This is a genomic window from Bradyrhizobium sp. T-12 (assembly GCF_058314695.1).
In genome coordinates this window covers 6,954,186-6,976,961 of record NZ_CM177756.1, presented here as the reverse complement: position 1 = coordinate 6,976,961, position 22,776 = coordinate 6,954,186, and the positions used below count along the sequence as shown (strand labels likewise).

Genomic DNA, 22,776 nt, shown 5'->3' with positions numbered 1-22,776 from the left:
TCCGCGCCCTCAGTGATCGCAAGGCTGTTGCACCAGAGCGTTTTCGAGCGAAGTGGATACCGCTTCGCGCGAAGAAAACGCGTCAAAAAGAAGCTCTAGCGAACAGTCTAGCGGATTTCCATCGCCTTCCAGGCTTCTTTTTCGGACGTCGCCTGGAAGATCGACGCCTTTGCCAGCGCCTCGGCCTCTTTGGCCGCGGCGGTGGCGCGGTCGAAATCGCCGCCATCCGCCGCTTTTTTGGCCGCGGCCAGCGCAGAGACGGTCACGGTCCACTGGTTGCGCAAGCCGGCGGCCTCCTTCGATGCGGCTTCTGCGGCGGTGTAGGCCGCCTTGTAGTCTGCTTCATTTGCCGCGCGCGCCGTGGCCGCGAGGTCGAGCGCGAGCAGCATGGCCAAGGCAAGTGTCCGCTTCATGGCCGCGCTCCCGGGCCCGAAATCGGCAGGCCGTTGGCGACGTAGGACAGGAAATATTCGACGTCGCGATATTCATCCGCCTGCGGCGCCAGCGGAACCGCGCGAGTCTGGCTGTTGCAGGTGACGAAGCGGCGGCTGGTCGTGCCCATGCCGCTCCATTCGGAGCGGTAGATCGGCATCGCGTTCAGGATGCCGAGCGCCGGCGCCAGGATCTCGGCGCGGATGCGCTCGCCCGGGCTCTGCACATGGCAGCTCGCGCAGGAGAAATTCATCTGGCCGCGGCGGGTGTAGAAATAGCGCTTGCCGTTTTCGAAGGCTTCGAGCGCACGCGGATCATCGGGAATCTTGATGTCCATCAGCTTGCCGCGCGACGTGTAGGCCATGTACGCGGTCAGCGAGGCCATCTCGTCCTTGACGTAGGAGTAGGGCGCTTCCCCATTGGCTTCGCGGCAGCGGTTGAGCGCGAGCTCCAGCGTGACGACCTTGCCTTCCTTCGTGTCGAAATAGGGATAGTTCTGGCGGATGCCGACGCCGCCATTCGGGAAGCAGTCGGCATAGGTCTTGCCGTTCTTGAACGGCGTCGCGAACATCTCCTTGCCGGCATCGAGCGCGAACTCGTAAGGCGGGAATTCTTCCTTCTCCTGCCATTGCCGCTTCAGATCGGCGTTCATGGAATAGGGGCCGTTGACGAAGTCCTCGTGCTTCACATCAGGAAATTTCTGGAAGAAGAAGTTCTGGAACGCCTTGGCGTCGGCGACGGGATCGACCTTGTCGGCCGCGACGACGCGCGGAGAGGTGAGGGCGAAAGCGACGAGCGCGGCGCTGAGCGAGCCAAGCAGCAGGGAGGTGCGGGTCTTCATCACGCGATCTTCGCGGTGGTCGTATCCGACGCACCCTTGTTGTCGGTCCAGGAGATCTTGAGCTCGTCGCCCTTCTTGGCGCCCTTGAAGCTGAACTTCACATAGGGGTCCTTGGAGACCGCGGTGCCCCAATCGGCGACAAAGACGTCCTTGCCGTTACATTCGAATTTCAGCTGCTGGATGTAATGCGCGGGGATCAGTTCGCCGGCGGGATTCTTGACGAGGCCGGTATCCATGGGGTGCTGGATCAGCGCCTGCACCTCGGTGATGTCGCCGTTGGATGTTGCGCGCACGCGAATGCTTGATGCCATCGGACCGATCCTCCTAGCCGCCGCAGCCGCCGACGGTGACCTTCACTTCCTTGGTCGCGCTGTAGAGCTTGCCGTCAGCCTCGACGATGGCGACCAGCTTGGTGGTCTTGGCCATCTTCAATCGGTTGGCGACAGCAGGAATCGTGCCCTCGGCGATCTTGTAGGACGCCGCGAGCGCGTATGGGTTCTCGGTTACGAAGAACGAGATCGAGTTCACCTTGTCGAGCGTCGTCGTCACCGACACCGGCACCACGCCGCCGTTCTCGGCGATCTCCGGCGCATCCAGCTTGACCTTGTCGGAGGGCTCGGCGGTCTTGCCATAGAGCGCCTTGATCGCGTCGGCCTCGTTCTTCTGCTTGAAGGCCTCTTCAGGATATTTGTCGTTGGCCGCGGCACGCGCGGGGCTCGCCGCGAACGGCAGATTGCCGAGGCCGAGCAGTGCGACGCAGGCCGCGCCCTGAAGGATCAGGCGCCTCGTCGCAAGCGGGCCGGTGGTCGTGGTCATCTCAAATCTCCTGGGCAGCCGGCCGTTACAGGGTCTGCAGGAAATCAACGATCGCGCTGATCTCCTGTTCGGTCAAAATCCGGTTCCGGCCGAACGGCGGCATCATGGTTTGCGGATTGCGCTTGGTCTCGTCGAAGATGATCGCGGTGAGCTCGTTTCGATCGGGATACTTGGCCTTGAGGTCCTTCAGTTCCGGACCGATCGTCCCCGGCAGGTCGCCGCCCTTGATGACGTGGCAGGTCAGGCAATTGCCCTTGCCGCGGTCGAAGGCGAGCTTCTGGCCGTCGGCCACAGCGGATTGCGCCTGCGCCGGGGCCACGGAAGCGGCGGCGGCGAAGGCCAGCGCCACCAGGATGGCAGGCTTGCAAGGAATGGCGGTCAAGGCATCGTCCCGAGCGTTATGTCGATGATCTCGTTTGTGGAAATATAGGCGTTCCAAAGCACAAAGGGCACCGCCTGACAATCAAGACTATGCACGCAGCAAAATGGAGTTAATATCCTGCGCATTGCAACCGATGAGATAGTTCGTTCATCAAGCGGGTTGGCGCTAGCAAATTATTCTAGGGGCGTTTGGCCCTCAGGCCTTCGTTGTTGTTTCACATATTTTGGGGATCTCGCTTGGCTGAATATGTCGTCGAATTTGGCAGGGATGGTGGGCGGGTCGAGCCGGACGGGCGGCTCGATGCGCCGGCGTTCCATCGCAATCACGTGCCGATCTGGGCTGCGCTCGAAAAGCAACTCGCCGGGCTGACCGGCAACGTGGTCGAACTCGGCAGCGGAACCGGCCAGCACGTGGTCCATTTCGCCCGCCACACGCCCGGCCTGATCTGGTGGCCGAGCGACCTCAATCAGCGCCATCTCAGGAGCATCGAGGCCTGGCGCGTGTATGCGGGCCTGCCGAATATCCGCCCGCCCCTGCGCATCGATCTCACCGATCCCGACTGGTGCGTGGAGATGAAGAACGGGCAGGCACCGACGAGCCTTGCCGCCGTGTTCTGCGCCAATGTCATCCACATCGCGCCCTGGGCGGTGGCCGAGGGCCTGTTCGCCGGGGCCGGCCGCTATCTGCGTCCCGACGGCAAGCTGTTCCTCTACGGCCCCTTCAAGCGCGACGGCAAACACACCGCGCTCAGCAATGCGGTGTTCGACACCTCCTTGCGGGAAGGCAATCCGGAATGGGGCGTCCGCGACGTCAGTGACGTCGAGGCGCTCGCGAAAGCGACAGGCCTCCGCCTCGTCGATTCCACCGACATGCCTGCGAACAATCTGACGCTGGTGTTTGCGCGCTAGCTACGTGGGAGGTGCACTCCCTCACCCGCCGTGCCTCGCACGTCGACCTCTCCCGCAAGCGGGAGAGGTGCACCACCCGACGCTCGCGTTTACCCATCAAGCGGCCGTCAGCCCTCACCATCCCTCCACCCGATCTTCTCCTTTAAGAACCGGAAGCCCAGCACCTCGAATCCCGCACGTTCCTTGTTGTCCTTGCCGTAGCCGTGACCGCCGGCGGCCGGCTCGTAGAACCAGGCCTCGTAGCCCATCGCCTGCAGCTTCGCCGCCATCTTGCGCGCGTGGCCGGGATGGACGCGGTCGTCGCGCCGCGTGGTGGCGATCAGGATCGGCGGATAGGGTTGGCCGGCCTTCACGTTGTGATAGGCCGAGTAGGTCTTCAGCCACTCCCATTCTTCGGGCTTGTCGGGGTCGCCATATTCCGCGATCCAGCTCGCGCCCGCGAGCAGCTTGGTGTAGCGGCGCATGTCGATCAGCGGGATGGTGCAGAACAGCGCGCCGAAGCGCTCGGGATAGCGCACCAGCATGTTGGTGATGAGGATGCCGCCGTTCGATCCGCCTTGGGCTGCGATGCGCTTCGGCTGCGTCACGCCGCGGCGGACGAGATCGGCGGCGACCGCGGCGAAATCGTCATGCGAGAGCTTCTTGCCTGCGAGCCGGCCGGCGTCGTGCCAGCGCGTGCCGAACTCGCCGCCGCCGCGCAAATTCGCCTGCACCGTCGTGCCGCCGCGCTCCAGCCACAGCTTGCCGAGCGAGGAATTGTAATACGGCTTCACCGCGAGTGCGAAGCCGCCATAGGCGCTCATATAGACCGGCGCATCGCCGGTCTCCTTGGCCGGGCCGGTCTGGACATAGGGAATCCGCTCGCCGTCGATCGAGATCGCCTCGTGCTGCGTCACCACGAGCCCGTCGGCGGTGAAGGTCTTCGGCGCCTGCTTCAGCACGGTCGGGCTGGCGACACCGCGTTCGAGCAGCAGCAGCGAGGGCGGCGTGAGCGGATCCTGCACATTGGCGAGCAGATCGCCGTTGCTCTCGCTTGGATGACGATCGAGCGCCCAGACGTCGACGACGCCGATCTCGGGCAGGCCAGCAAGCGTCTCGCGGCGCCAGCCGGCGGCGGACGGCGTGCAGATCTCGAAGTGCGGGCGCAGCTCGTCGAGGATCGACAGCACGAGCTTGCCCGCCGCCCAGAACAGACCCTGCAGAGCGCGCCGCGGCGCCGGCTCGAACAGCACCGCGAAATCGCGGCTGCCGGCAAGGAACGCCGAGAGCGAGATGCCGAGCACGGTGTCGGTGGCGTAGGTCCGTCCCTCGACCTGCCAGTCCTTGCGCAGCTTGATCGCGAACCAGTCGCCATGGGCCTGCATCCAGACGCCGGTCGGCAGATCGAGCTTCGTCATGCTGCCGGCCGCATCGCGCAGCCAGATCGCGCCATTGAAAAAGTCGATCTGATCGACGATCCACACGCGCGGCTCGGGCCCGGTGTCGTCAGTGCTGCCATAGATCACCATGTGGTCGGCGGTGGTCTCGATGATCACCTCGGCCTGATCGACAGGCTGGCCGCGCCGCCACAGCCGCACGGTCCGCGCATAACCCGAGCTCGTCGCCATGCCCTCGCCATGGGCGCTCGACAGCAGCAGCGTATCGGCATCGAGCCAATCGACGCCGCCCTTGGCCTCCGGCAGCGTGAAGCCGTTCGCCACAAAGCTCTTCGTCCCGAGGTCGAATTCCCGCAATGTCACCGCGTCGCTGCCGCCGCGCGACAGGCTCAGAACCGCCCGTGAGCTTCCCGGCGTCGTGGCGATGCCGCTCAGCAGCCAGTCCTCGCCTTCGCTCGCTGCGAGCTTGTCGATGTCCAGCATGGTCTCCCATGCAGGAGTTGCTTTACGAAACTCCGCCAGCGTCGTCCGCCGCCACAGGCCGCGCGGATTGACGGCGTCCTTCCAGAGATTGTGCAGGTCATTGCCGCGCCGGGTGACATAGGGAATGTTGTCCGGCCGATCGTAGATCGCCGCGAGCACATCGCGGTCGTGCTCGTAGGCTTTGCCGCCGAACGCCTGCAGCGTCAGCTCGTTCTGCCGCTCGACGAAATCGAGCGCCTGCTTGCCCTCGATCTCCTCCAGCCACAGGAAGGGATCGTCGTCGGGAGCGTTGAGCGTGGGCCTGTCGTCGACGGTCATGAGCGAAACTCCTGGAAGTCGCGGAGAATAGGATTTGATCGAGCGCAAGCCGTCAAGCGCGCGGGCCCGCTATCATCCAGCCGATTGCGCCACCGGCATGGCCTGCGCCCGTTTGCGCCGGTTGCCCGCCCACTCGCGTCCCTCCATAGTGCCCGGGAATCAACCAAGCCCGTTGGGCGGAACAGCCGATGCTTGACGTGACTTCAACCCACGAGATTGCCGAGGACGCCCGCGCGCGCGCCAATGTGGTGCGCCTGGCCGCCGCGCAGGCGCTGACCGGCGCCAACTCGGCCGTGATCTTCGCCACCGGCTCGATCGTCGGCGCGACGCTTGCACCGGACATGTCGCTGGCGACCGTGCCGCTGTCGATGTACGTGCTGGGGCTCGCAGCGGGCACGCTGCCGACCGGCGCGATCTCGCGCCGTTTCGGCCGCCGCGTGGCTTTCGTCATCGGCACGGGCCTCGGCGCGCTGACCGGGCTGCTCGGCTCGTTCGCGATCCTGCACGGCTCGTTCGCGCTGTTCTGCATCGCGACCTTCCTCGGCGGCCTCTACGGCTCCGTCGCACAATCCTATCGCTTCGCCGCTGCCGACGGCGCCAGCGCGGCCTACCGGCCCAAGGCGGTGTCCTGGGTGATGGCGGGCGGCGTGTTCGCCGGCGTGCTCGGTCCGCAGCTCGTGCAATGGACCATGGATGTCTGGCAGCCTTATCTGTTCGCCTTCAGCTTCCTGGTGCAGGCCGCCGTGGCGCTTGTCGCGATGGGCATCGTCGCCGGCGTCGATATCCCGAAGCCCGCGCCGGCCGATCTGCATGGCGGCCGGCCATTGCTCACCATCGTGACCCAGCCCCGCTTCATCGCCGCGGCGCTGTGCGGCGTCATCTCCTATCCCATGATGAACCTGGTGATGACCTCGGCGCCGCTCGCCATGAAGATGTGCGGCCTGTCCGTGTCCGATTCCAATTTCGGCATTCAATGGCACATCGTCGCCATGTACGGGCCGAGCTTCTTCACGGGCACGCTGATCGCCCGCTTCGGAGCCCCGAAGGTCGTGGCCGCCGGCCTGCTGCTGGAAGCCGGTGCTGCCGGCATCGGACTCTCCGGCCTCACGGCGATGCATTTCTGGGCGACGCTGGTCGTGCTCGGCGTGGGCTGGAATTTCTCCTTCATCGGCGCCTCCGCGCTGGTGCTGGAGACCCACCGCGCGCAGGAGCGCAACAAGGTGCAGGCCTTCAACGACTTCCTGGTGTTCGGCATGATGGCGATCGGCTCGTTCTCCTCCGGGCAGCTGCTCGCCAGCTCCGGCTGGTCGGCGGTGAACCTGGTGGTGTTCCCGCCGGTGATTCTCGGTCTCGTCGTGCTCTCGCTGGTCTCCTGGGCCCGCCGCCGCAGGGCGCGGCTGGAGGCCGCGATCGGCGAGTTCCCGGACGCGGTGTGAGCTGGCAGGAGGTTGTCAGCAGCGTTGACAGTTCGATCGCCGTCGAAGTGATTTTCGGACGCTCGGTTGTTACGTGATGCTTGTCATGAACAGCGAGCGCGAAAGCACGGCGCTCGCGGGGGAATGAAAGACCGGCGCAAATGCTCGACAATCCCCATACCGCCGCGCCCATCGACGAATCCTCCCTCCGTTACGAAGGCTGGCGCATCGTCGCGGTCTGCTTCCTGCTCGCGACCTTCGGCTGGGGGCTCGGTTTCTACGGCCAGAGCGTCTATGTCGCCGAGCTGCAGCGCGCGCGGGGCTGGCCGACCACGCTAATCTCCTCCGGGACGACGTTCTTCTATCTGTTCGGCGCGCTGCTCGTCGTCTTCGTCGGCGAAGCCGTGCGAAAATATGGTCCGCGCCTCAGCCTGGTCGCCGGCACGCTGGCGATGGCGGCAGCGAGCGTCGCGATCGGCGCGGTGCGCGAGCCGTGGCAGCTTTATCTCGCCGATGCCGTGCTCGCCTTCGGCTGGGCCGGCACCAGCCTCGCCATGATCACCAACACGATCAGCCTGTGGTTCGACCGCAAGCGCGGCATGGCGATCAGCCTCGCGCTCAACGGCGCCAGCTTCGGCGGCATCGTCGGCGTGCCGCTGCTGGTCACCCTGATCGGTCATGTCGGCTTCGCCAGCGCGATGTACGCCGCGGCCGGCGCCATGCTGGTGCTGCTTCTGCCGGTGATCCTGTTCGTCGTCGGCCGGCCGCCCGCGTCCCACGGCCGGCACGCGGCGACGAAGACGAAGGTGCAATCATCGGCGCAGATCCGCGCCTGGGCGCTGCGTGACGTCGGCTTCCTCTCGGTGACGATTGCATTCGCGCTCGTGCTGTTCGCGCAGGTCGGCTTCATCGTGCACCTGATCTCGTTTCTCGATCCCGTGATCGGCCGCGAGCGCGCCGCGGTGGCGGTCGCGGTGCTGACCGCGATGGCGGTGGTCGGCCGCGTGCTGTTCTCGCTGGTGATCGACCGACTCAACCAGCGCCTCGCCTCGGCGCTGTCGTTCCTCAGCCAGGCCGCGGCGCTTCTGGTCGTCATCAACCTGCACAATGATTACGTGCTGATCGCGGCCTGCGCATTGTTCGGCTTCTCGGTCGGCAATCTCATCACGCTGCCGTCGCTGATCGTGCAACAGGAGTTCGATAGCGCCGCGTTCGGCGTGCTGATCAGCCTGAACACCGCGATCAACCAGGTGACGTATGCGTTCGGCCCCGGCGTGGTCGGCGCCTTGCGCGACTGGTCGGGCGGCTATGCGCTGCCGTTCTATCTCTGCATCGCGCTGGAGCTGGCGGCCGCCGCGCTGATCACGGTGCGAGGAAAACAGGTCCAGTAGGGCGGATTAGCGAAAGCGTAATCCGCCAACTTCGTTCCGCATGTGCTGAAGCGCGGCGGATTACGCTTTCGCTAATCCGCCCTACGGCATCAGGCCTCCCGCGCCGCCAACAACGCTTCCACGTCCAGCCGCTTGGTGAACATCGCAAGCTTGCCGTCCGCTCCGAACGGCCATTGCTCCCTCGGCTTGTCCCAATACAGCTCGACGCCGTTCTCATCCGGATCGCGCAAATACAGCGCCTCGCTGACGCCGTGGTCGCTGGCGCCGTCGAGCGCGATGCCGGCCGTGAGCACCCGGTGCAGCGCATCGGCCAGCGCTGGCCGCGTCGGATAGAGGATCGCGGTGTGATAGAGCCCGGTCGTTCCCGGCGGCGGCGGCGAGCCGCCCTTGCTCTCCCAGGTGTTGAGCCCGATGTGGTGATGATAGCCGCCGGCCGAGATGAAGGCCGCACCGGATCCCATCTTCTGCATCAGCTCGAAGCCGAGCACGCCGCAATAGAAGGCGAGCGCGCGATCGAGATCGGCGACCTTGAGGTGGACGTGGCCGATCCTGGTGCCGGCGGCGACGGCTGGGCTTTGCGACATGTGAATGCTCCGTTGATGAACTCCACATAGGGTGGACCTCGGGACACTGCTATTGGCCTATCCTGAAACCCAGCGTTTCCTGACGCGCAATTGCGCACCAGGATCGGCAATCAAGCCAGCTCCTTCACCTCGCCCTTGGGCAGCTCGAACTCGAAGGTGTTCAGCGTCATCGACACCATCGTATAGTAGCCGCACAGGCCGATCACCTCGACCACGCCGCGCTCGCCGAGCAGCTTCACCGCCTCATCATAGAGGCCCTTCTCGACGCCGTGACCCTCGTGCAGCGATTTCGCGAGATCGTAGATCATCTTCCCCTTGGGGTCGTCGAACTCGGGCGTGCGGCGATCGCGGATGGCGTCGATGATTTCAGGGTCCATGCCGCCCGCGAGCGCGAGGCGCTTATGGGCGTACCATTCGTAATGCGCGGTCCAGTGCCGCGCCGTCACCAGGATCGCGATCTCCGAGAGCTTTGCCGGAAAGATCGTGTCGTAGCGCAAGACCTCGCCGAGCCGCGTGGCGTGGCGGGCCATGTCGGGACTGTTCAGCCAGGCCATCATCGGCGCCGGCGGCTTGCCGCGCTTGCCGGCAATCGACTCGTCATAGGTCTGCCGCTGGCTCTCGTTCATTTCGCCAGGCGAAAGAAGTTTCAGGCGCATCGTCGTTTCCTCTTTGTTTTCAAGCACCGTCTTGGCCGCGACTATAGCGGAATGCGGGCGCGCGGAAGTGGTTGAATTCCGCAGGAGCTTGGCCCAGAGTCGTGCCCAACAAGTCGATTTGATTGATGGAAACGACCATGAGTGACACTGACTCCACCGAGCTCGAAACATTCCGCAGCGAGACGCGCGCCTGGCTCGAGGCCAATTGCCCGGCCGAGATGCGCAAGCCCGCGACCTCGGATGCCGACGTGTTCTGGGGCGGGCGCAACGCAAAATTCTCCTCCGAGCCGCAGCGCATCTGGTTCGAGCGCATGCGCGACAAGGGCTGGACCGTGCCTGATTGGCCGAAGGAGTATGGCGGCGGCGGCTTGAGCGCGGCCGAGCACAAGGTGCTACGCGCCGAGATGGCGAAAATCGGCGCGCGTCCGCCGCTGTCGAGCTTCGGCATCTGGATGCTCGGGCCGGCGCTCTTGAAATACGGCAACGAGGCCCAGAAGAAGGAGCATCTGCCGAAGATCGCGGCCGGCGAAATCCGCTGGTGCCAGGGCTATTCCGAGCCGAATGCCGGCTCCGATCTGGCCTCGCTGCAGACCCGCGCCGAGAGCGACGGCGACGATTTCGTCATCACGGGCTCGAAGATCTGGACCTCCTACGCCAATTACGCCGACTGGATCTTCTGCCTCGTCCGCACCGATCCCACGGCGAAGAAGCACGACGGCATCAGCTTCATCCTGTTCGACATGACCTCGAAGGGCGTGACGACCAAGCCGATCCTTCTGATTTCCGGCTATTCGCCGTTCTGCGAGACCTTCTTCGACGGCGTCCGCGTGCCGAAGTCGCATGTGGTCGGCACCGTCAACCGCGGCTGGGACGTCGCCAAATATCTGCTGCAGCACGAGCGCGCGATGATCTCAGGGATGGGCGAGCGCGGCGCCGGCCGTCCGCTCGGCCAGATCGCGGCGGATTCCGTCGGCACCGATACGCAGGGCAAGCTCGACGATGCCATGCTGCGTGGGAAGATCGCCACCTTCGACGTCGATGAAGCCGCACTCGCGGCCTGCGCCGAGCGCGCGGTCGATCTCGCCAAGGCGGGGCAGGCGCATTCGGCGTTCTCCTCGGCGATGAAATATTACGGCACCGAGCTCAACAAGCGCCGCTACGAGATCCTGATGTCGGCCGGCGGCGTCGATGCGCTGGAATGGGAGAGCGAGCGCTCCAGGCAGGGCGCTCGTCCGCGCGCTTGGCTGCGTACCAAGGCCAACTCGATCGAGGGCGGCACGACGGAGGTGATGCTCGGCATCGTCGCCAAGCGCATCCTGGATTTGCCGGGGGCGTGAGGCTTTCCGTCGCTCCGGGGCGGTCCGAAGGATCGACCCGGAACCTCGAGATTCCGGGTTCGATGCTGCGCATCGCCCTGGAATGACACCAACAATATGCGTCACGCGATATTAGAGACTTAAGCACCATGGCCCTCGTCCTCACCGAAGAACAATCGATGCTCCGCGATAGCGCGCGCGGGCTGATCAGCGACAAGGCGCCGGTGTCGCACCTGCGGCATCTGCGCGACAGCAAGGACCCCATCGGCTTCTCCAAGGAGCTCTGGCATTCCTTCGCCGAAATGGGCTTTGCGGGCCTGCTGGTGCCGGAAGAATTCGGCGGCAGCGGCCTCGGCGTCATGGAAGCCGGAATCGTGATGGAGGAGATCGGCCGCACCTTGATGCCGTCGCCCTTCCTCGCGACCTCGGTGGTCGCGGCCTCGGCGCTGGCCCGCGCCGGCAGTGCCGCGCAGAAATCGGAATATTTGCCGAAGATTTCGAACGGCTCGCTGCTCGCCACGCTCGCGATCGACGAGGGCGCAAAACATCGTCCGCTGCAGACCAGCCTGCAGGCCGTGCGCGCCGGCAACGGTTTTAAACTTTCCGGCGCCAAGGCGCTGGTGGTCGACGGCCACGTCGCCGATCTCCTGATCGTCGCCGCGCGCACGTCCGGCGCTGCCGGCGAGCGGGACGGCCTGACTCTGTTCCTGGTCAACCCCAAGGCCAAGGGCGTTGCGGTCGAGCGCACCATCATGGTCGACGCGCACAATGCGGCGCGGATCGAGCTTTCCAATGTCGAGGTCACCGCCGACAGCGTGCTCGGCGAAGTCGATCAGGCAGCCGGCCTGCTCAACGGCGTGCTCGACATCGGCCGCGGCGCGGTCGCCGCCGAGATGGTCGGGCTCAGCGAGGAGGTCTTCAACCGCACCGTCGAATACCTCAAGAACAGGAAGCAGTTCGGCAAGCTGATCGGCGAATTCCAGGCGCTGCAGCACCGCGCCGCCGAGCTCTATGTCGACATCGAGATCACCCGCGCCGCCACCATGAAGGCGCTGCAGGCGCTGGACGCCGATTTCGCGAAGGCGGCCTCCGCCGTCGCGGTCGCCAAGGCGAAGGCCGGCACCACCGCCACGCGCGCGGTGCAGGAAGGCGTGCAGATGCACGGCGGCATGGGCATGACCGACCAGTTCGACATCGGCTTCTTCATGAAGCGCGCCAGGGTCTGCGAGGAGCTGTTCGGCGATGCCAATTACCACACCGAGCAGCTGGCGCGGGCGCGGGGGTATTGAGGCGACGGCCTCAAGGGGCGGCACGGTAGCGCCTCACCCCCGGTGTCGTCCCGGCGGACGCCGGGACCGATAACCCCAAGGAGTAGTTTGACGACGGCTCGGACTTTAGGAGAGTCTCTCCGCGGTGCCGTCACCTGCGTTGATCGATAGACCACGCGGTATGGGTCCCGGCGTTCGCCGGGACGACACCAGGGGAGCCGCCCCTTCCTACCTCATCGGCGGTGCGTACTGCACGCCGCCGGCGTTCCATAGCTGGTTCATGCCGCGCGGAATCTTCAGCTTCGACTTCTCGCCGATATTGCGCTCGTACATCTCGCCGTAATTGCCGACGTGGCGGATGATGCGGACGACCCAGTCCTTGGTGAGGCCGAGCTGCTCGCCGTAATTGCCCTCGGTGCCGACGAGGCGCATCACTTCCGGCTTCTTCGACTTCAGGGCTTCGTCGATGTTCTCCGAGGTCACCCCGAGTTCCTCCGCGTTGATCATGGCGTAGAGCGTCCACTTCACGATCATCATCCAGTCGTCGTCGCGCTGGCGCACGACCGGGGCGAGCGGCTCCTTGGAGATCATGTCCGGCAGGATCATGTGGTCGCCGGGCTTGGTCAGGTTCAGCCTGAGCGCGTAGAGCTGCGAGACGTCGGCCGAGAGCGTGTCGCACTTGCCGCTGTCGTAGGCCTTCACGACGTCGTTGAGATTGTCGAGCTTGACCTCCTCATACTTCATGTTGTTGGCACGGAAGTAGTCGGAGACGTTGAGTGCCGTTGTTGTTCCGCTCTGCACGCAGACCTTGCTGTCCGCGAGGTCCAGCGAGGTTTCCTTGTTGCGAGCGCGAGGCAGCATGAAGCCGACGCCGTCGTAGTAGGCCACGGCCGGGAAATAGAGGTCGTAGTCGAGCTCGCGCGCCATGCTCCAGGTCGAGTTGCGCGAGAGGATGTCGACTTTCCGGCTCTGCAATTCCTTGAAGCGCTCGTTGGCGTCGAGCGGAACGAACTTGGCCTTGCCGGGATCGTTGAAGATCGCCGAGGCCACCGCCCGGCAGAAATCGACGTCAAACCCGGTCCAGTTGCCCTTGTCGTCGGGGATCGAGAAGCCCGGCAGTCCCTTGTTGACGCCGCACAGCACCTCGCCGCGGCGCACGGTGCGCTTCAGGGTGCGGGTGTCGTAGAACTCGTAGATGATGGCCAGAACGGCGACCAGCACGGCGACCGCGAGCCCGATCAGCAGGCCGCCTCGAAAAGTGCGCATCATGTTGCTCTCTCGAAAAATCGGGAAAAGAAATTGGGAGGAGGGCGCAGAGCATGATCCCCGGGGATCATGCTCCAACGATAGCCTTACAGCTCAGGCTTCTGACGGATGACGACCTTGGTGCCGACAGGCACGCGGTCGTAGAGATCGGCGACGTCGTTGTTGACGAGACGGAAGCAGCCTGAGGACACCTTGGTGCCGATCGTGTCGGGGCGGTTGGTGCCGTGGATGCGGTACACGGTGGTGCCGAGATACATGGCGCGGGCGCCCAGCGGATTGCCGGGGCCGCCGGCCATGAAGCGCGGCAGATAGGGCTGGCGCTGGATCATCTCCGGCGGCGGCGTCCAGTCCGGCCACTCCTTCTTGTTGGTGATGGTCACGAGGCCCTGCCACTGAAAGCCGTCGCGGCCGACGCCGATGCCGTAGCGGATCGCTCGCCCGCCCGGCTGCACCAGATAGAGATGCCGTTCGGCGGTCGAGACGATGATCGTGCCCGGCGCCTCGGTGGTGCGGAAATAGACGACCTGCTTCTGCCATTCCGGCTCGAGCTGGTAGGCGTCGTCGGCGACCAGGCCCGGCTCGTCGCCGCGGTCAGGCTGCTGGGCAAAGGCAGAGGGCGTGGACAGAATGAGCCCCACCGCAGCCATGAACATCCCGGTCAGGCGACGAAAATCCGTCATCTCAAGCTCTCCCCGCTGCCACAGCGCAAATCATTCAGAAGCATCAAACCTGAGGGGCAGGTTCATGGCAAGTTGATGGCGCGCCGCCCTGATATGTCACGAGAATGCCTATGGTTTTTTAACGGTGCCGGGCAATGCCACAAACAGGGGATGGCGCGAAAAGCTTAGGTCGCGGCGGCAACGGGGCTGCGCTTCCTCCCCCGCTTGGGGGAGGGCCGGGGAGAGGGTGTCTCCGCAACGGGACACTCCCCCAGAGGAAAGAACCCTCACCCGCGCGACCTCTCCCGCAAGCGGGAGAGGCTCAGACCGAGCCCGCGTTATCTACATCGACCATTGTGATCGGAAGCCAGTCAGATCTTGTTGCTCTCCGCCGCGATCCCCAGCCGCCGCACGATCTCCGCCCCCACCGCACGCGCCTCCACCCGCGAGCCGATGCGGGGGCTGCGAAACCTGCGCCCCGAGCGCAACCGGATCGTGATGATGCAGTGCTCGTCCTCGGACCGGCCGCGGCGGTCGACGGTGATCGTCTTGACGTCGGGCCCCTCGATATTATCCGTGCGCGGCGTGCCGTCGCCCCACAGCCGTTCGACGCGGATGTCGCGCTCGCGGATGATCCAGAGCGCGCCGGTGAGGAGGTTGGCATAGCGATGCACGGCGAACGCCGCGAGCACGCCGAGCGGCAGCAGCAGGATGTCGACATGGCTGGGCGGCCATCCGCGCCAAAGCTTATAGGCGTAGGGCACGGCGGACAGAGCGACGACGATCAGCGAGACGATCCTGATGTCCCGCGCGGGAAACGCCTCCAGCGGCTCGCCGAGATGCATCTCCGGATTGCTGGCATCGAGCGGATTGACGGGCTCCTCGACATTGGGAACCTCGAACTGCGCCGCGATCCGGGCCACGGTGTCGCGCACATGCGTGACGTCGGAGATAGGCGGCGACGTCAAGCGCTCTCCCGAGGCCAGCGTAAACACGAGTTGAAAGCGCGCCTTCACCCGCTTGCTGCCGGGAACCTGCAACGCCGTGATGTCGTCCTTCGCGACGATGCGCGTACGCAGCTTTCCGAACGGGCTTTGCCGTCCGATCAGGATCTCGTTCGCCGTGATGATCCACACCACCGCCGGCGCCAGCATGATGCCGACGACGAATCCCGCCCCGATGAGCAGCGCCACCACCGAAATGATGATTTCCAGGGTGTCGTGCGTGAACAGGCCCGGCGTGAAGCACAGCGCAACGGCCGCCGCGAAGCCGGCCACGACCAGCCGCTGCGCGATCGAAGAGCCTTCACGAAGGCGGATGTCGGGAGCGGTCGTTGTATCGTCCATCGCGGGCGGCTGATTCCGATGCCGCGAACCTCCACGGACGGGTCCGTGGAGTCAAGCAACAAGGGCGACAACCGAAACCCGCCGCGCGGCGTCCGTGCGGCATCAGCTGTTGGCGTTCAGCAGCTTGGCCACGGTGCGGTCGATCTCGTCATAGCGGCCTTCGCCGGCGTGCTGGAACACGATCTTGCCGTTCTGGTCGATGATGTATTGCGCCGGCCAATATTGGTTGCGGTAGGCGTTCCAGGTCTTGGACTCATTGTCCTGCGCCACCGGATAGGTGATGCCGTGGCGTTTCAGCGCGGCCTGCACGTTGGAGGCCGAGCGCTCGAACGGGAATTCCGGCGTGTGCACGCCGACCACGACGAGGCCCTTGTCCCGGTACTTGGCGTAGAGCTCGGTGACGTGCGGCAGCGTGTTGACGCAGTTGACGCAGCCATAGGTCCAGAAGTCGACCAGCACGACCTTGCCGCGGAGCTCAGCGAGGCTGAGCGGCTTCGAGTTGAACCAATTGTTGATGCCGGCGAAGTCGGGCGCGGATTGCTGACTTGCTGCGGCAACCTGGATCGGCACGGCGGGTGCGGCTTCGTCGCAGAAGCCGGGGATGACGGCGCCGGTGGCAGTGAGGCCGACAAGTGCAGCTGAGACGGCGAGCAGTTTGAACGTCATGGGCGAGTCCTCCGGTGAAGATGAGGGATTACAGGCCGATCTGGCCGGTCGGGTAGAAGCCGGTGAGCCACGCCACGATCAGCGTGTCGTATTGGAAATAGGCGGCGAGGGCGAAGGCGATCACGACGATTCCAAAGCCCTGCTGCAGGCGTGGGGTGATCCGCGAAAGGCTGCGCACCCGCGTGGTCGCGGCCTGTCCGCCATAGGCGATCGCCAGCATCGGGATCGCCGCGCCGATCGCATAGGCGATCAGCAGCGTGCCGGCCCAGGCCAGATTCTTCGAGGTCGCAACCAGCGTCAGGATCGAGCCTAGCACCGGGCCGGCGCAGGGCGTCCAGACCAGGCCCAGCGTGGTGCCGAGGATCAGCCCGCCGAGCGCGCCCTCGCGTGGCGCGCCGCCCGCGCTGCCGAGATCGAGCCAGCCATTGAGCCGGATCGACAGCCATTCGAACGGCGCCGGCCACAGCATCAACAGGCCGAAGCCGAGCAGCAGGATCGCGGCGGCCTCGCGAAGCACGTTCGGATCGAAATCGAACAGCCGCGTCAGCGCGCCGAGCAGCAGCGCGACCGCCGAGAACGAGACGACGAAGCCGAGCGCGATCATCAGGGGGCGCAGCCGACCGTCGCGCCCGATCGAGGCGCCGAGCAGGATCGGCAGCATCGGCAGCGTGCAAGGCGCGGCGATGGTGAGGATGCCGGCAAGGAGAGCGAAGAGCAGTTCGAGCATGGCGCACTCGCGAGGGAGGTCACGAGGGCAGTTCGGGCGCGGTGGGGTGGTCGTTACGCACCGTCACGCCTTCGTGACGGGGGTCGAATCTCGGCCATGACGATGTGGAAGCAGCCGTGGCTTCCAGCGTCTGCGACCCCCAAACACAAAACGACCCGGAGGGGGGCATCCCGTCCGGGTCGCTGGAGGTCCTTGGGAGGTTTAAGCAAAACCGTATGTGAGCTTTATAGGGAGGAAGTTTTTCCGCCTGATGTTGTGCTTTGTTTCAATTGTTTCGTCGGCGGTAACACTTCCGTGTCCCGGGGCGGGGCCGCCTGGCGGGCCCCAACCCTTTGAAATCGTTGGCCTCAGGCCGCGAAACGCTCGACGCCGGCGCCTTTAAGCAATTCGGCCAATTGCTTGCGGGCGTAGAACATCCGCGTCTTCACGGTGCTCTGGGGGATGCCGATGATCTGCCCGACCTCCTCCACCGACTTCTCGTGGTAGTAGACGAGGTTGATGATCTCGCGATGCGCGGGCGACAGCTTCTGCACGCAGGCGCGCAGGATGGCGCTGGTGTCGCTGCGGTCGAGCGAGGTCTCGGGCGTGTCATTGCCATCAGGAATCTGGCGCACGTCCTCCTGGTCGATGTCCTCGAAGCGGCGCTGGCGCATCGCGGTCAGGGCCTTGAAGCGGGCGATCGAGAGCAGCCAGGTCGAGACCTGCGAGCGGCCCTGGAACTGGCCGGCGGTCCGCCACACGTCCAGAAACACCTGGCTGACCAGGTCTTCCGCCGCGGTGGCGTCGCGCACGATGCGCAGGATGAAGCGATACACCCGCACATTGTGCCGGCAGTAAAGGATGTGCATGGCCGTCCGGTTACCGTCGGCAATGCTTTCGAGGAGCATGTCGTCCGAGGTCGCCTGAGCGGCGATGATGCTCTGGCTGGCTTGGGCGTTGATGGCGATGACGTTCCGCATGGACTTGGCTCCCCGTAGCGCCGCAACCGAGCGGCGTTTCCTTGGACCAAAGTGTTAATGAGCCAACGTTTCGGGACGTCTGCACGAAAAGCGGAAAATGGTTTCGTGCGCCGCCAAATTGTTTCGTCGAAGGGGGCGCGACGAAACATTCGGGGCAAAAAGCCGTGGAATTTCAATGTACGGAAAATACGGGGTGGGGATTTGGCGGCGCCCTGAGCAGTCGGGAACGTATTTCTGGGTCTTGCGTTCGGTCGCGCTGCACCCACCGATGTCGTCCCAGATGGGCGCTCCGCGAACCTACACCGGCTTGCTCTTGTAGCCCGGATGGAGCGCAGCGAAGTCCGGGACAATTCGATCCGCGGATACAGCGCCCCCGGATTACGCTGCGCTCCATCCGGGCTACGGCACCGCGCTCCGCCGCCTGCCCTCTACGCCTTCTCGCCCTGGGGCGAGAACAGATAGCCGCCGCCGCGGATGGTGCGGATCACGGCCGGCTTGGCCGGATCGGGCTCGATCTTGCGGCGGATGCGCATGATGCGCAGATCGACGGCGCGGTCGAAGGCTTCGGCGTCGCGCGCATTGGCCAATTCCAACAGGCGCTCGCGCGACAGCACGCGCTTGGGATTGGCCGCGAACACTTTCAACAGCCCGAACTCGGACGCGGTCAGCGGGTGCTCGTTGCCCTCGTCGTCGCGCAGGGCCTGGGCTTCGAGATCGAGCCACTTGGTCCCGAACCGTACCAGCTGCTCCTTGTCGGACTTCGCCGCCGCCTCGGGCGCGGCGGCCTTGGCCGGCACGCTCCGGCGCAGCACCGAGCGGATGCGCGCCATCAGCTCGCGCAGCTCGCACGGCTTTGCAACGTAATCGTCGGCGCCGAGCTCGAGGCCGACGACGCGGTCGATCGGGCTCGCGGTCGCCGTGAGCATGATGACCGGTACGTTGATGCGGCTCTTGAGGTCGCGGATGATCGAGAGGCCGTCCTCCTCGGGCATGTTGAGGTCGAGCACGACGAGATCCGGCATGCTGCCCTGGATCGCGGCGCGCAAGCTCTTGCCGCCGTCGCACAGCGTCACGGTGAAGCCGTGCATCTTGAGATAATCGCCGACCATCTCCCGGGCCGGGGCTTCGTCGTCGACGATCATGATGTGCTGGCTTTGGGTCATGGTCTCTTGATCACGGCATTTCGGTCGCGGGGAGGGTGATGGTGAAGGTCGAGCCCTTGCCGGGCCCGTCGCTGTCGGCGGTCACCTCGCCGCCGTGCATGTCGATGATGCGCTTGACGATGGAGAGGCCGAGCCCCGTCGAGCTCTCGCCGGCGGTCGGCTTGGCCGACAGTCGCTGGAACCGGCCGAACAGGCGGCCGAGATCCTCCGGCGACAGGCCGGCGCCCTCGTCGCTGACGCGGACGATGGTGTCGCCGCCCTCATGGCTGACGGCGACGTCGATCTTGCCGCCGATCGGCGAATATTTGATGGCGTTGCTGATGAGATTGTCGATGGCTTCGCGGATGCGGTCGGTGTCGCACATGGTGACGATGTTGGCCGGTGCGATGACGCTGATCGTCTGCTGCTTGTTGACGGCGAGCGGCTGGTTGGCCTCGGCGACCTCCTTGACCAGGGCGGCGACGTCAACCGGCTCGCGGCGGATGGTGATGTCGAAGGCGTCGGCCATCGCGTCCGAGATCAGGTGGTCGACCATCGTGGTCAGGCGCTTCGTCGCATCGCGGATGTGATCGACCTGGGCGACCACGCCGCTTTCCGAAGCGCCGGTCGAGATCAGCTCCTTCAGCATCTCGGTGCGGCCGAGGATGACGCCGAGCGGATTCTTCAAATCGTGCGCGACGGTGCCGAGGATCTCGTTCTTGAAGCCGTTGGCCCGCTGCAGCCGCAGCCATTGCGCGGAGAGGCGGCGGTTGGCCTGCATCAATGCGCGGGTGCGCTGGGCGACGCGGTCCTCAAGCTGGGTGTTGGCGTCCTGCAGCTGCTGGTAGAGGATGACGTTGTCGAAGGCGATCGAGAGCCGGGAGGAGAAGATCTCGACCAGCGAGCGGTCGGTCTCGGACAATTCGCGCTCGGCCTGCAAGAGCACCACGACCTCGCGGCCGGACCCGGTGCGCAGATAGATCACGCTGCGATGGTCGGCGAACTCGTTCTTGCGGCGCTGGAATGCCGCCTCCACCATCTCGCGCAGATCGGGGTCGAGCGCCTTCGACGTCGTGGTGCCGATGAAGCGGCTGTAGCAGCCGCTGCCGGCGAGCACCGAGAGTTCGGGATCGATGCCGCCATTGTCGCGCAGGACCAGGATGCCGGCGCAGTCGACATTGAGCAGCGAGGCGAGCTGGGTCAGCACGCCCTCGGCGAGCCGCTGCATCGACTTGAAGTCGTACAGCGTCGAGGCGGCATCGATGATGATCTCGAGCCCGCGCCTTGTCTGCACCATGCGTTCGAGCTGCTGATAAGAGCGCAGCGCCGCGGTCAGCGAGGTGAACAGCTTGTCGGCGGTGAGCTCGGTCTTGGCCTTGTAGTCGTTGATGTCGTACTGCACGATCACGCGCCGCTCCGGCGCCTGGCCGGGCTGGCCGGTGCGCAGGATGATGCGCACGGTCTCGTTCTTGATCTCGTTGCGGATGAACTCGACCAGCTCGAGGCCGGCGACGTCGGTCTCCATGATGACGTCGAGCAGCACGGCGGCGATGTCGCCGTGCTCGGCCATCAGCTTGCGGCCTTCCGCCGCGGAATAGGCCGACAGGATCTCCAGGCTCTGGCCGTTCAGGCTGTAATCCGAGAGGGCAAAACGGGTGCCGTCATGCACCGCCGGATCGTCGTCGATGACGGCGATCTTCCACTTCCGGGCGTTGCTATCCTCCGACGCGGTACCGGTGTCGTCGATCAGGTGGAGGACATCGTCCTGTTCGGCCATTGAGAAGTCCCGTCGCTTTCTGTGCTTTGCGCGCCGCCCTTGGCGATGCGGGGCATGATAATGCGAAAAGTAGTGCCTTGTCCCAGCTTGGATTCCAGCATCATGCGGCCGCCGAGCTGCTGGGTGACGAGGTTATAGACGATATGCAGGCCAAGTCCCGTGCCGCCTTCATTGCGCCGGGTGGTAAAGAAAGGGTCAAAGGCCTGGCGCTGCACGTCCGGGGTCATGCCGGCCCCGTCGTCGGTGAAGCTGAGCTCGATGTCGTCGGCCCCGCGCGGCCGCGCCGAGATCGTGATCGTGCCGGCGCGCCCGTCGGCGAAGGCGTGGTTGGCGGCGTTGAGGAAGAGGTTGGTCAGGATCTGGCCATAGGAGCCCGGATAGCCGTCGAGCAGCAGGCCTTCGGGCACGTCGACCTCGAGCGTGATCGGCGAGCGCTTCAGGACCGGCCTGAGGCTTGCAATGATCTGGTCGGTGGCCTCGCTGAGCGAGAATTGCCGCCGCTCGGCATGGGAGCGGTCGACCGCGACCTGCTTGAACGACTGGATCAGCTCGCCGGCGCGCTGCAGGTTGGCGACCAGCTGCTGCGAGGCATCGCGCGAGGACTGCACGAACTCCTCCAGCTGCGAGCGGCGCAGGCCGCCCTCGCCCTTGAGCTGGGCCTCGAAGATCTCGGTGCGACGGGCGAAGCTGGAGGCAACGGTCAGGCTGATGCCGATCGGGTTGTTGACCTCGTGGGCGACGCCGGCGACGAGGCCGCCGAGCGCCGCCAGCCGCTCGGCGTCGATCAGATTCTGCTGCGCGGTGTTGAGCTCGAGCAGCGCGCTTTCGGCCTTCTCCTTGGAGGCGCGCAGCTCGTCCTCGGTCTGGCGCTTGGCGATCGCGTTCTCGCGGAATACCTCCACCGCGCGCGCCATGGCGCCGACCTCGTCGCGCGCCTTGGTGCCCTGCACCTCGCGGTCGAGATCGCCGAGCGTGATCGCGCGCATCGCGGTCATGATCTGCTGCAGCGGCAGCCGGATCGACAGCGCGATCATCACGCCGGCGGTGAGGATGATGCCGAGGAAGATCACCGCGATCGACAGCACCCGCCGTGAGATATCCGCCAGCGTGCGGTCGAACGTCTCCTGCGCCTTCTGCTCGCGCTGGCGCATCATGGTCGAGAGGTCGTCGATGGCGCCGATCGCCTCGGCCTGGCTGGCGTCGATGGTGTTGCGCAGCAGCTCGGTGCGGCTCGCGAGCTGTTCGGAGAGCTTTGCAAAGCCCTCGCGCAGCGCGGCGGTGCGGGCCCCGAGCCGCTGCAGCGCCATGCGCTGGAGATCGTTGTCGGCGAGATCGATCATCACGGGGATGGTCCTCTCGATCGTCTCGGTGTTGCGGCGGGCGTCATCGGCCGCGCCCGTCGACAGCGACAGATAATAGGAATTGGCCGCCACCAGCATCGCGGTGAAGGCCTCGCGGGACTTCCCGAGCGAGGGCCAGATCAGCGCGTCGCGATGGCCGGTGGCGCCTTCGATGATGGAATAGAGGCCCGCCATGTCCCGGGCCGGACCCTGCACCTGCTCCTCATAGGTCTTGGCGATGGTGGCCTGCACACTGCGCAGCTCGCCGAAGCCGTTGAGGAAGCGGTCGGTGGTGCGCTCCAGCTCCTCGACCGACCCCGACAGCATCGGGTCCTTGGCGGCGCGGTTACTCAGCGTGCCCAGCACCGCCTCGCGCAGCAGCAGGATCTCGGCGAACAGGTCCGGGCTCGGCTGGTTGATGTAGCGGTGGATCAGATTGTGCAGGCGTCCGGTCTCGCTTTCGAGCAGCGCCAGGATGCGGTCGGATTCGCGCACCTGGCGGACGTCGTCCCAGGCCGAGCCCAGCACCTGCGCGCCGTTCCAGATCATGGCGACCAGCACCACGACCACGGCGGAGTTCAGCGCGGCGATCGACAGGATGCGCCAGCGGATCGGCACCGCCCGCAGCACGCCGACGAGACGCGCGCGCAGCCGACCGATCGGGCCGGCCGGCCGCTCCGCGTGCTCGTGATGTCCAAGTGCAGCCAA

At 65.5% G+C, this 22,776-nt stretch carries 22 protein-coding genes; 5 read left to right on the top strand and 17 right to left on the bottom strand.

The window, feature by feature from the left end:
- Nucleotides 1-107 precede the first annotated feature (107 nt).
- From AC0WRY_RS33360 to soxX, 5 genes are read right to left on the bottom strand one after another with little or no spacing between them, the layout of a single operon-like run.
- Complete coding sequence (locus tag AC0WRY_RS33360) at nucleotides 108-413, bottom strand: hypothetical protein (protein WP_491122462.1); 306 nt, start codon at nucleotides 411-413, stop codon at nucleotides 108-110.
- Complete coding sequence (gene soxA, locus AC0WRY_RS33355; RefSeq protein WP_212065025.1) at nucleotides 410-1,273, bottom strand: sulfur oxidation c-type cytochrome SoxA; 864 nt, start codon at nucleotides 1,271-1,273, stop codon at nucleotides 410-412. The genes AC0WRY_RS33360 and soxA overlap by 4 nt, the downstream gene beginning before the upstream one ends.
- Nucleotides 1,273-1,584 carry a thiosulfate oxidation carrier complex protein SoxZ gene (gene soxZ / locus AC0WRY_RS33350; RefSeq protein WP_194404948.1) on the bottom strand — a complete coding sequence of 104 codons (312 nt, stop codon included), beginning with the start codon at nucleotides 1,582-1,584 and terminating at the stop codon, nucleotides 1,273-1,275. The genes soxA and soxZ overlap by 1 nt, the downstream gene beginning before the upstream one ends.
- A 13-nt stretch (nucleotides 1,585-1,597) precedes the next feature.
- Nucleotides 1,598-2,089, bottom strand: a complete 492-nt coding sequence (gene soxY / locus AC0WRY_RS33345; protein WP_491122461.1) for a thiosulfate oxidation carrier protein SoxY — start codon at nucleotides 2,087-2,089, stop codon at nucleotides 1,598-1,600.
- 25 nt (nucleotides 2,090-2,114) lie between these two features.
- Complete coding sequence (gene soxX, locus AC0WRY_RS33340; RefSeq protein ID WP_371746372.1) at nucleotides 2,115-2,462, bottom strand: sulfur oxidation c-type cytochrome SoxX; 348 nt, start codon at nucleotides 2,460-2,462, stop codon at nucleotides 2,115-2,117.
- A gap of 245 nt (nucleotides 2,463-2,707) precedes the next feature.
- Between soxX and AC0WRY_RS33335 the strand changes: the two genes are divergently transcribed.
- Nucleotides 2,708-3,379 (top strand): DUF938 domain-containing protein, encoded by a 672-nt coding sequence (locus AC0WRY_RS33335; RefSeq protein ID WP_194404945.1) that lies wholly within the window; start codon nucleotides 2,708-2,710, stop codon nucleotides 3,377-3,379.
- 107 nt (nucleotides 3,380-3,486) lie between these two features.
- On the opposite strand, the gene AC0WRY_RS33330 is transcribed toward AC0WRY_RS33335, so the two are convergent.
- A complete protein-coding gene (locus AC0WRY_RS33330) occupies nucleotides 3,487-5,556 on the bottom strand; it encodes a prolyl oligopeptidase family serine peptidase (protein ID WP_194404944.1) in 2,070 nt (689 codons plus the stop codon).
- A 188-nt stretch (nucleotides 5,557-5,744) separates the two neighbouring features.
- Between AC0WRY_RS33330 and AC0WRY_RS33325 the strand changes: the two genes are divergently transcribed.
- Both AC0WRY_RS33325 and AC0WRY_RS33320 read left to right on the top strand, forming a co-directional pair.
- Nucleotides 5,745-6,992, top strand: coding sequence for an MFS transporter (locus AC0WRY_RS33325; protein WP_194404943.1), 1,248 nt, complete (start codon nucleotides 5,745-5,747; stop codon nucleotides 6,990-6,992).
- Between the two features lie 140 nt (nucleotides 6,993-7,132).
- On the top strand, nucleotides 7,133-8,362 hold the full coding sequence (locus AC0WRY_RS33320; RefSeq protein ID WP_194404942.1) for an MFS transporter: 1,230 nt from the start codon (nucleotides 7,133-7,135) through the stop codon (nucleotides 8,360-8,362).
- Nucleotides 8,363-8,451: 89 nt separating this feature from the next.
- Here AC0WRY_RS33320 and AC0WRY_RS33315 read toward each other — a convergent pair whose 3' ends face one another.
- Together AC0WRY_RS33315 and AC0WRY_RS33310 are read right to left on the bottom strand one after the other, a co-directional pair.
- Nucleotides 8,452-8,946 (bottom strand): VOC family protein, encoded by a 495-nt coding sequence (locus AC0WRY_RS33315; protein WP_194404941.1) that lies wholly within the window; start codon nucleotides 8,944-8,946, stop codon nucleotides 8,452-8,454.
- A gap of 110 nt (nucleotides 8,947-9,056) precedes the next feature.
- Nucleotides 9,057-9,602, bottom strand: a complete 546-nt coding sequence (locus tag AC0WRY_RS33310) for a carboxymuconolactone decarboxylase family protein (protein WP_491122460.1) — start codon at nucleotides 9,600-9,602, stop codon at nucleotides 9,057-9,059.
- 137 nt (nucleotides 9,603-9,739) lie between these two features.
- Here AC0WRY_RS33310 and AC0WRY_RS33305 point away from each other — a divergent pair, with 137 nt between their 5' ends.
- Together AC0WRY_RS33305 and AC0WRY_RS33300 are read left to right on the top strand one after the other, a co-directional pair.
- Complete coding sequence (locus tag AC0WRY_RS33305; RefSeq protein ID WP_491122459.1) at nucleotides 9,740-10,939, top strand: acyl-CoA dehydrogenase family protein; 1,200 nt, start codon at nucleotides 9,740-9,742, stop codon at nucleotides 10,937-10,939.
- Nucleotides 10,940-11,067: 128 nt separating this feature from the next.
- Nucleotides 11,068-12,207 (top strand): acyl-CoA dehydrogenase family protein, encoded by a 1,140-nt coding sequence (locus tag AC0WRY_RS33300; RefSeq protein ID WP_194404938.1) that lies wholly within the window; start codon nucleotides 11,068-11,070, stop codon nucleotides 12,205-12,207.
- Between the two features lie 207 nt (nucleotides 12,208-12,414).
- On the opposite strand, the gene AC0WRY_RS33295 is transcribed toward AC0WRY_RS33300, so the two are convergent.
- The 9 genes from AC0WRY_RS33295 to AC0WRY_RS33255 all read right to left on the bottom strand — a co-directional run bounded on the left by AC0WRY_RS33295 (nucleotide 12,415) and on the right by AC0WRY_RS33255 (nucleotide 22,776).
- Nucleotides 12,415-13,452 carry an amino acid ABC transporter substrate-binding protein gene (locus tag AC0WRY_RS33295; RefSeq protein ID WP_194408492.1) on the bottom strand — a complete coding sequence of 346 codons (1,038 nt, stop codon included), beginning with the start codon at nucleotides 13,450-13,452 and terminating at the stop codon, nucleotides 12,415-12,417.
- An 86-nt stretch (nucleotides 13,453-13,538) separates the two neighbouring features.
- The gene (locus tag AC0WRY_RS33290; protein ID WP_194404937.1) at nucleotides 13,539-14,132 is read right to left on the bottom strand and encodes a L,D-transpeptidase; all 594 of its coding nucleotides are present in this window, start codon (nucleotides 14,130-14,132) and stop codon (nucleotides 13,539-13,541) included.
- A gap of 350 nt (nucleotides 14,133-14,482) precedes the next feature.
- Entirely contained in the window at nucleotides 14,483-15,457 is a 975-nt protein-coding gene (locus AC0WRY_RS33285) for a hypothetical protein (RefSeq protein ID WP_194404936.1), read from the bottom strand.
- Between the two features lie 102 nt (nucleotides 15,458-15,559).
- The gene (locus tag AC0WRY_RS33280; protein ID WP_491122458.1) at nucleotides 15,560-16,123 is read right to left on the bottom strand and encodes a thioredoxin family protein; all 564 of its coding nucleotides are present in this window, start codon (nucleotides 16,121-16,123) and stop codon (nucleotides 15,560-15,562) included.
- A gap of 28 nt (nucleotides 16,124-16,151) precedes the next feature.
- Entirely contained in the window at nucleotides 16,152-16,850 is a 699-nt protein-coding gene (locus AC0WRY_RS33275; protein WP_194404934.1) for a cytochrome c biogenesis CcdA family protein, read from the bottom strand.
- Nucleotides 16,851-17,197: 347 nt separating this feature from the next.
- Entirely contained in the window at nucleotides 17,198-17,809 is a 612-nt protein-coding gene (locus tag AC0WRY_RS33270; RefSeq protein ID WP_194404933.1) for a sigma-70 family RNA polymerase sigma factor, read from the bottom strand.
- A gap of 428 nt (nucleotides 17,810-18,237) precedes the next feature.
- Nucleotides 18,238-18,972, bottom strand: coding sequence for a response regulator (locus AC0WRY_RS33265; RefSeq protein ID WP_194404932.1), 735 nt, complete (start codon nucleotides 18,970-18,972; stop codon nucleotides 18,238-18,240).
- A 10-nt stretch (nucleotides 18,973-18,982) separates the two neighbouring features.
- Nucleotides 18,983-20,728 carry an ATP-binding response regulator gene (locus tag AC0WRY_RS33260; RefSeq protein ID WP_491122457.1) on the bottom strand — a complete coding sequence of 582 codons (1,746 nt, stop codon included), beginning with the start codon at nucleotides 20,726-20,728 and terminating at the stop codon, nucleotides 18,983-18,985.
- Nucleotides 20,698-22,776, bottom strand: coding sequence for a sensor histidine kinase (locus AC0WRY_RS33255; protein WP_246776377.1), 2,079 nt, complete (start codon nucleotides 22,774-22,776; stop codon nucleotides 20,698-20,700). The genes AC0WRY_RS33260 and AC0WRY_RS33255 overlap by 31 nt, the downstream gene beginning before the upstream one ends.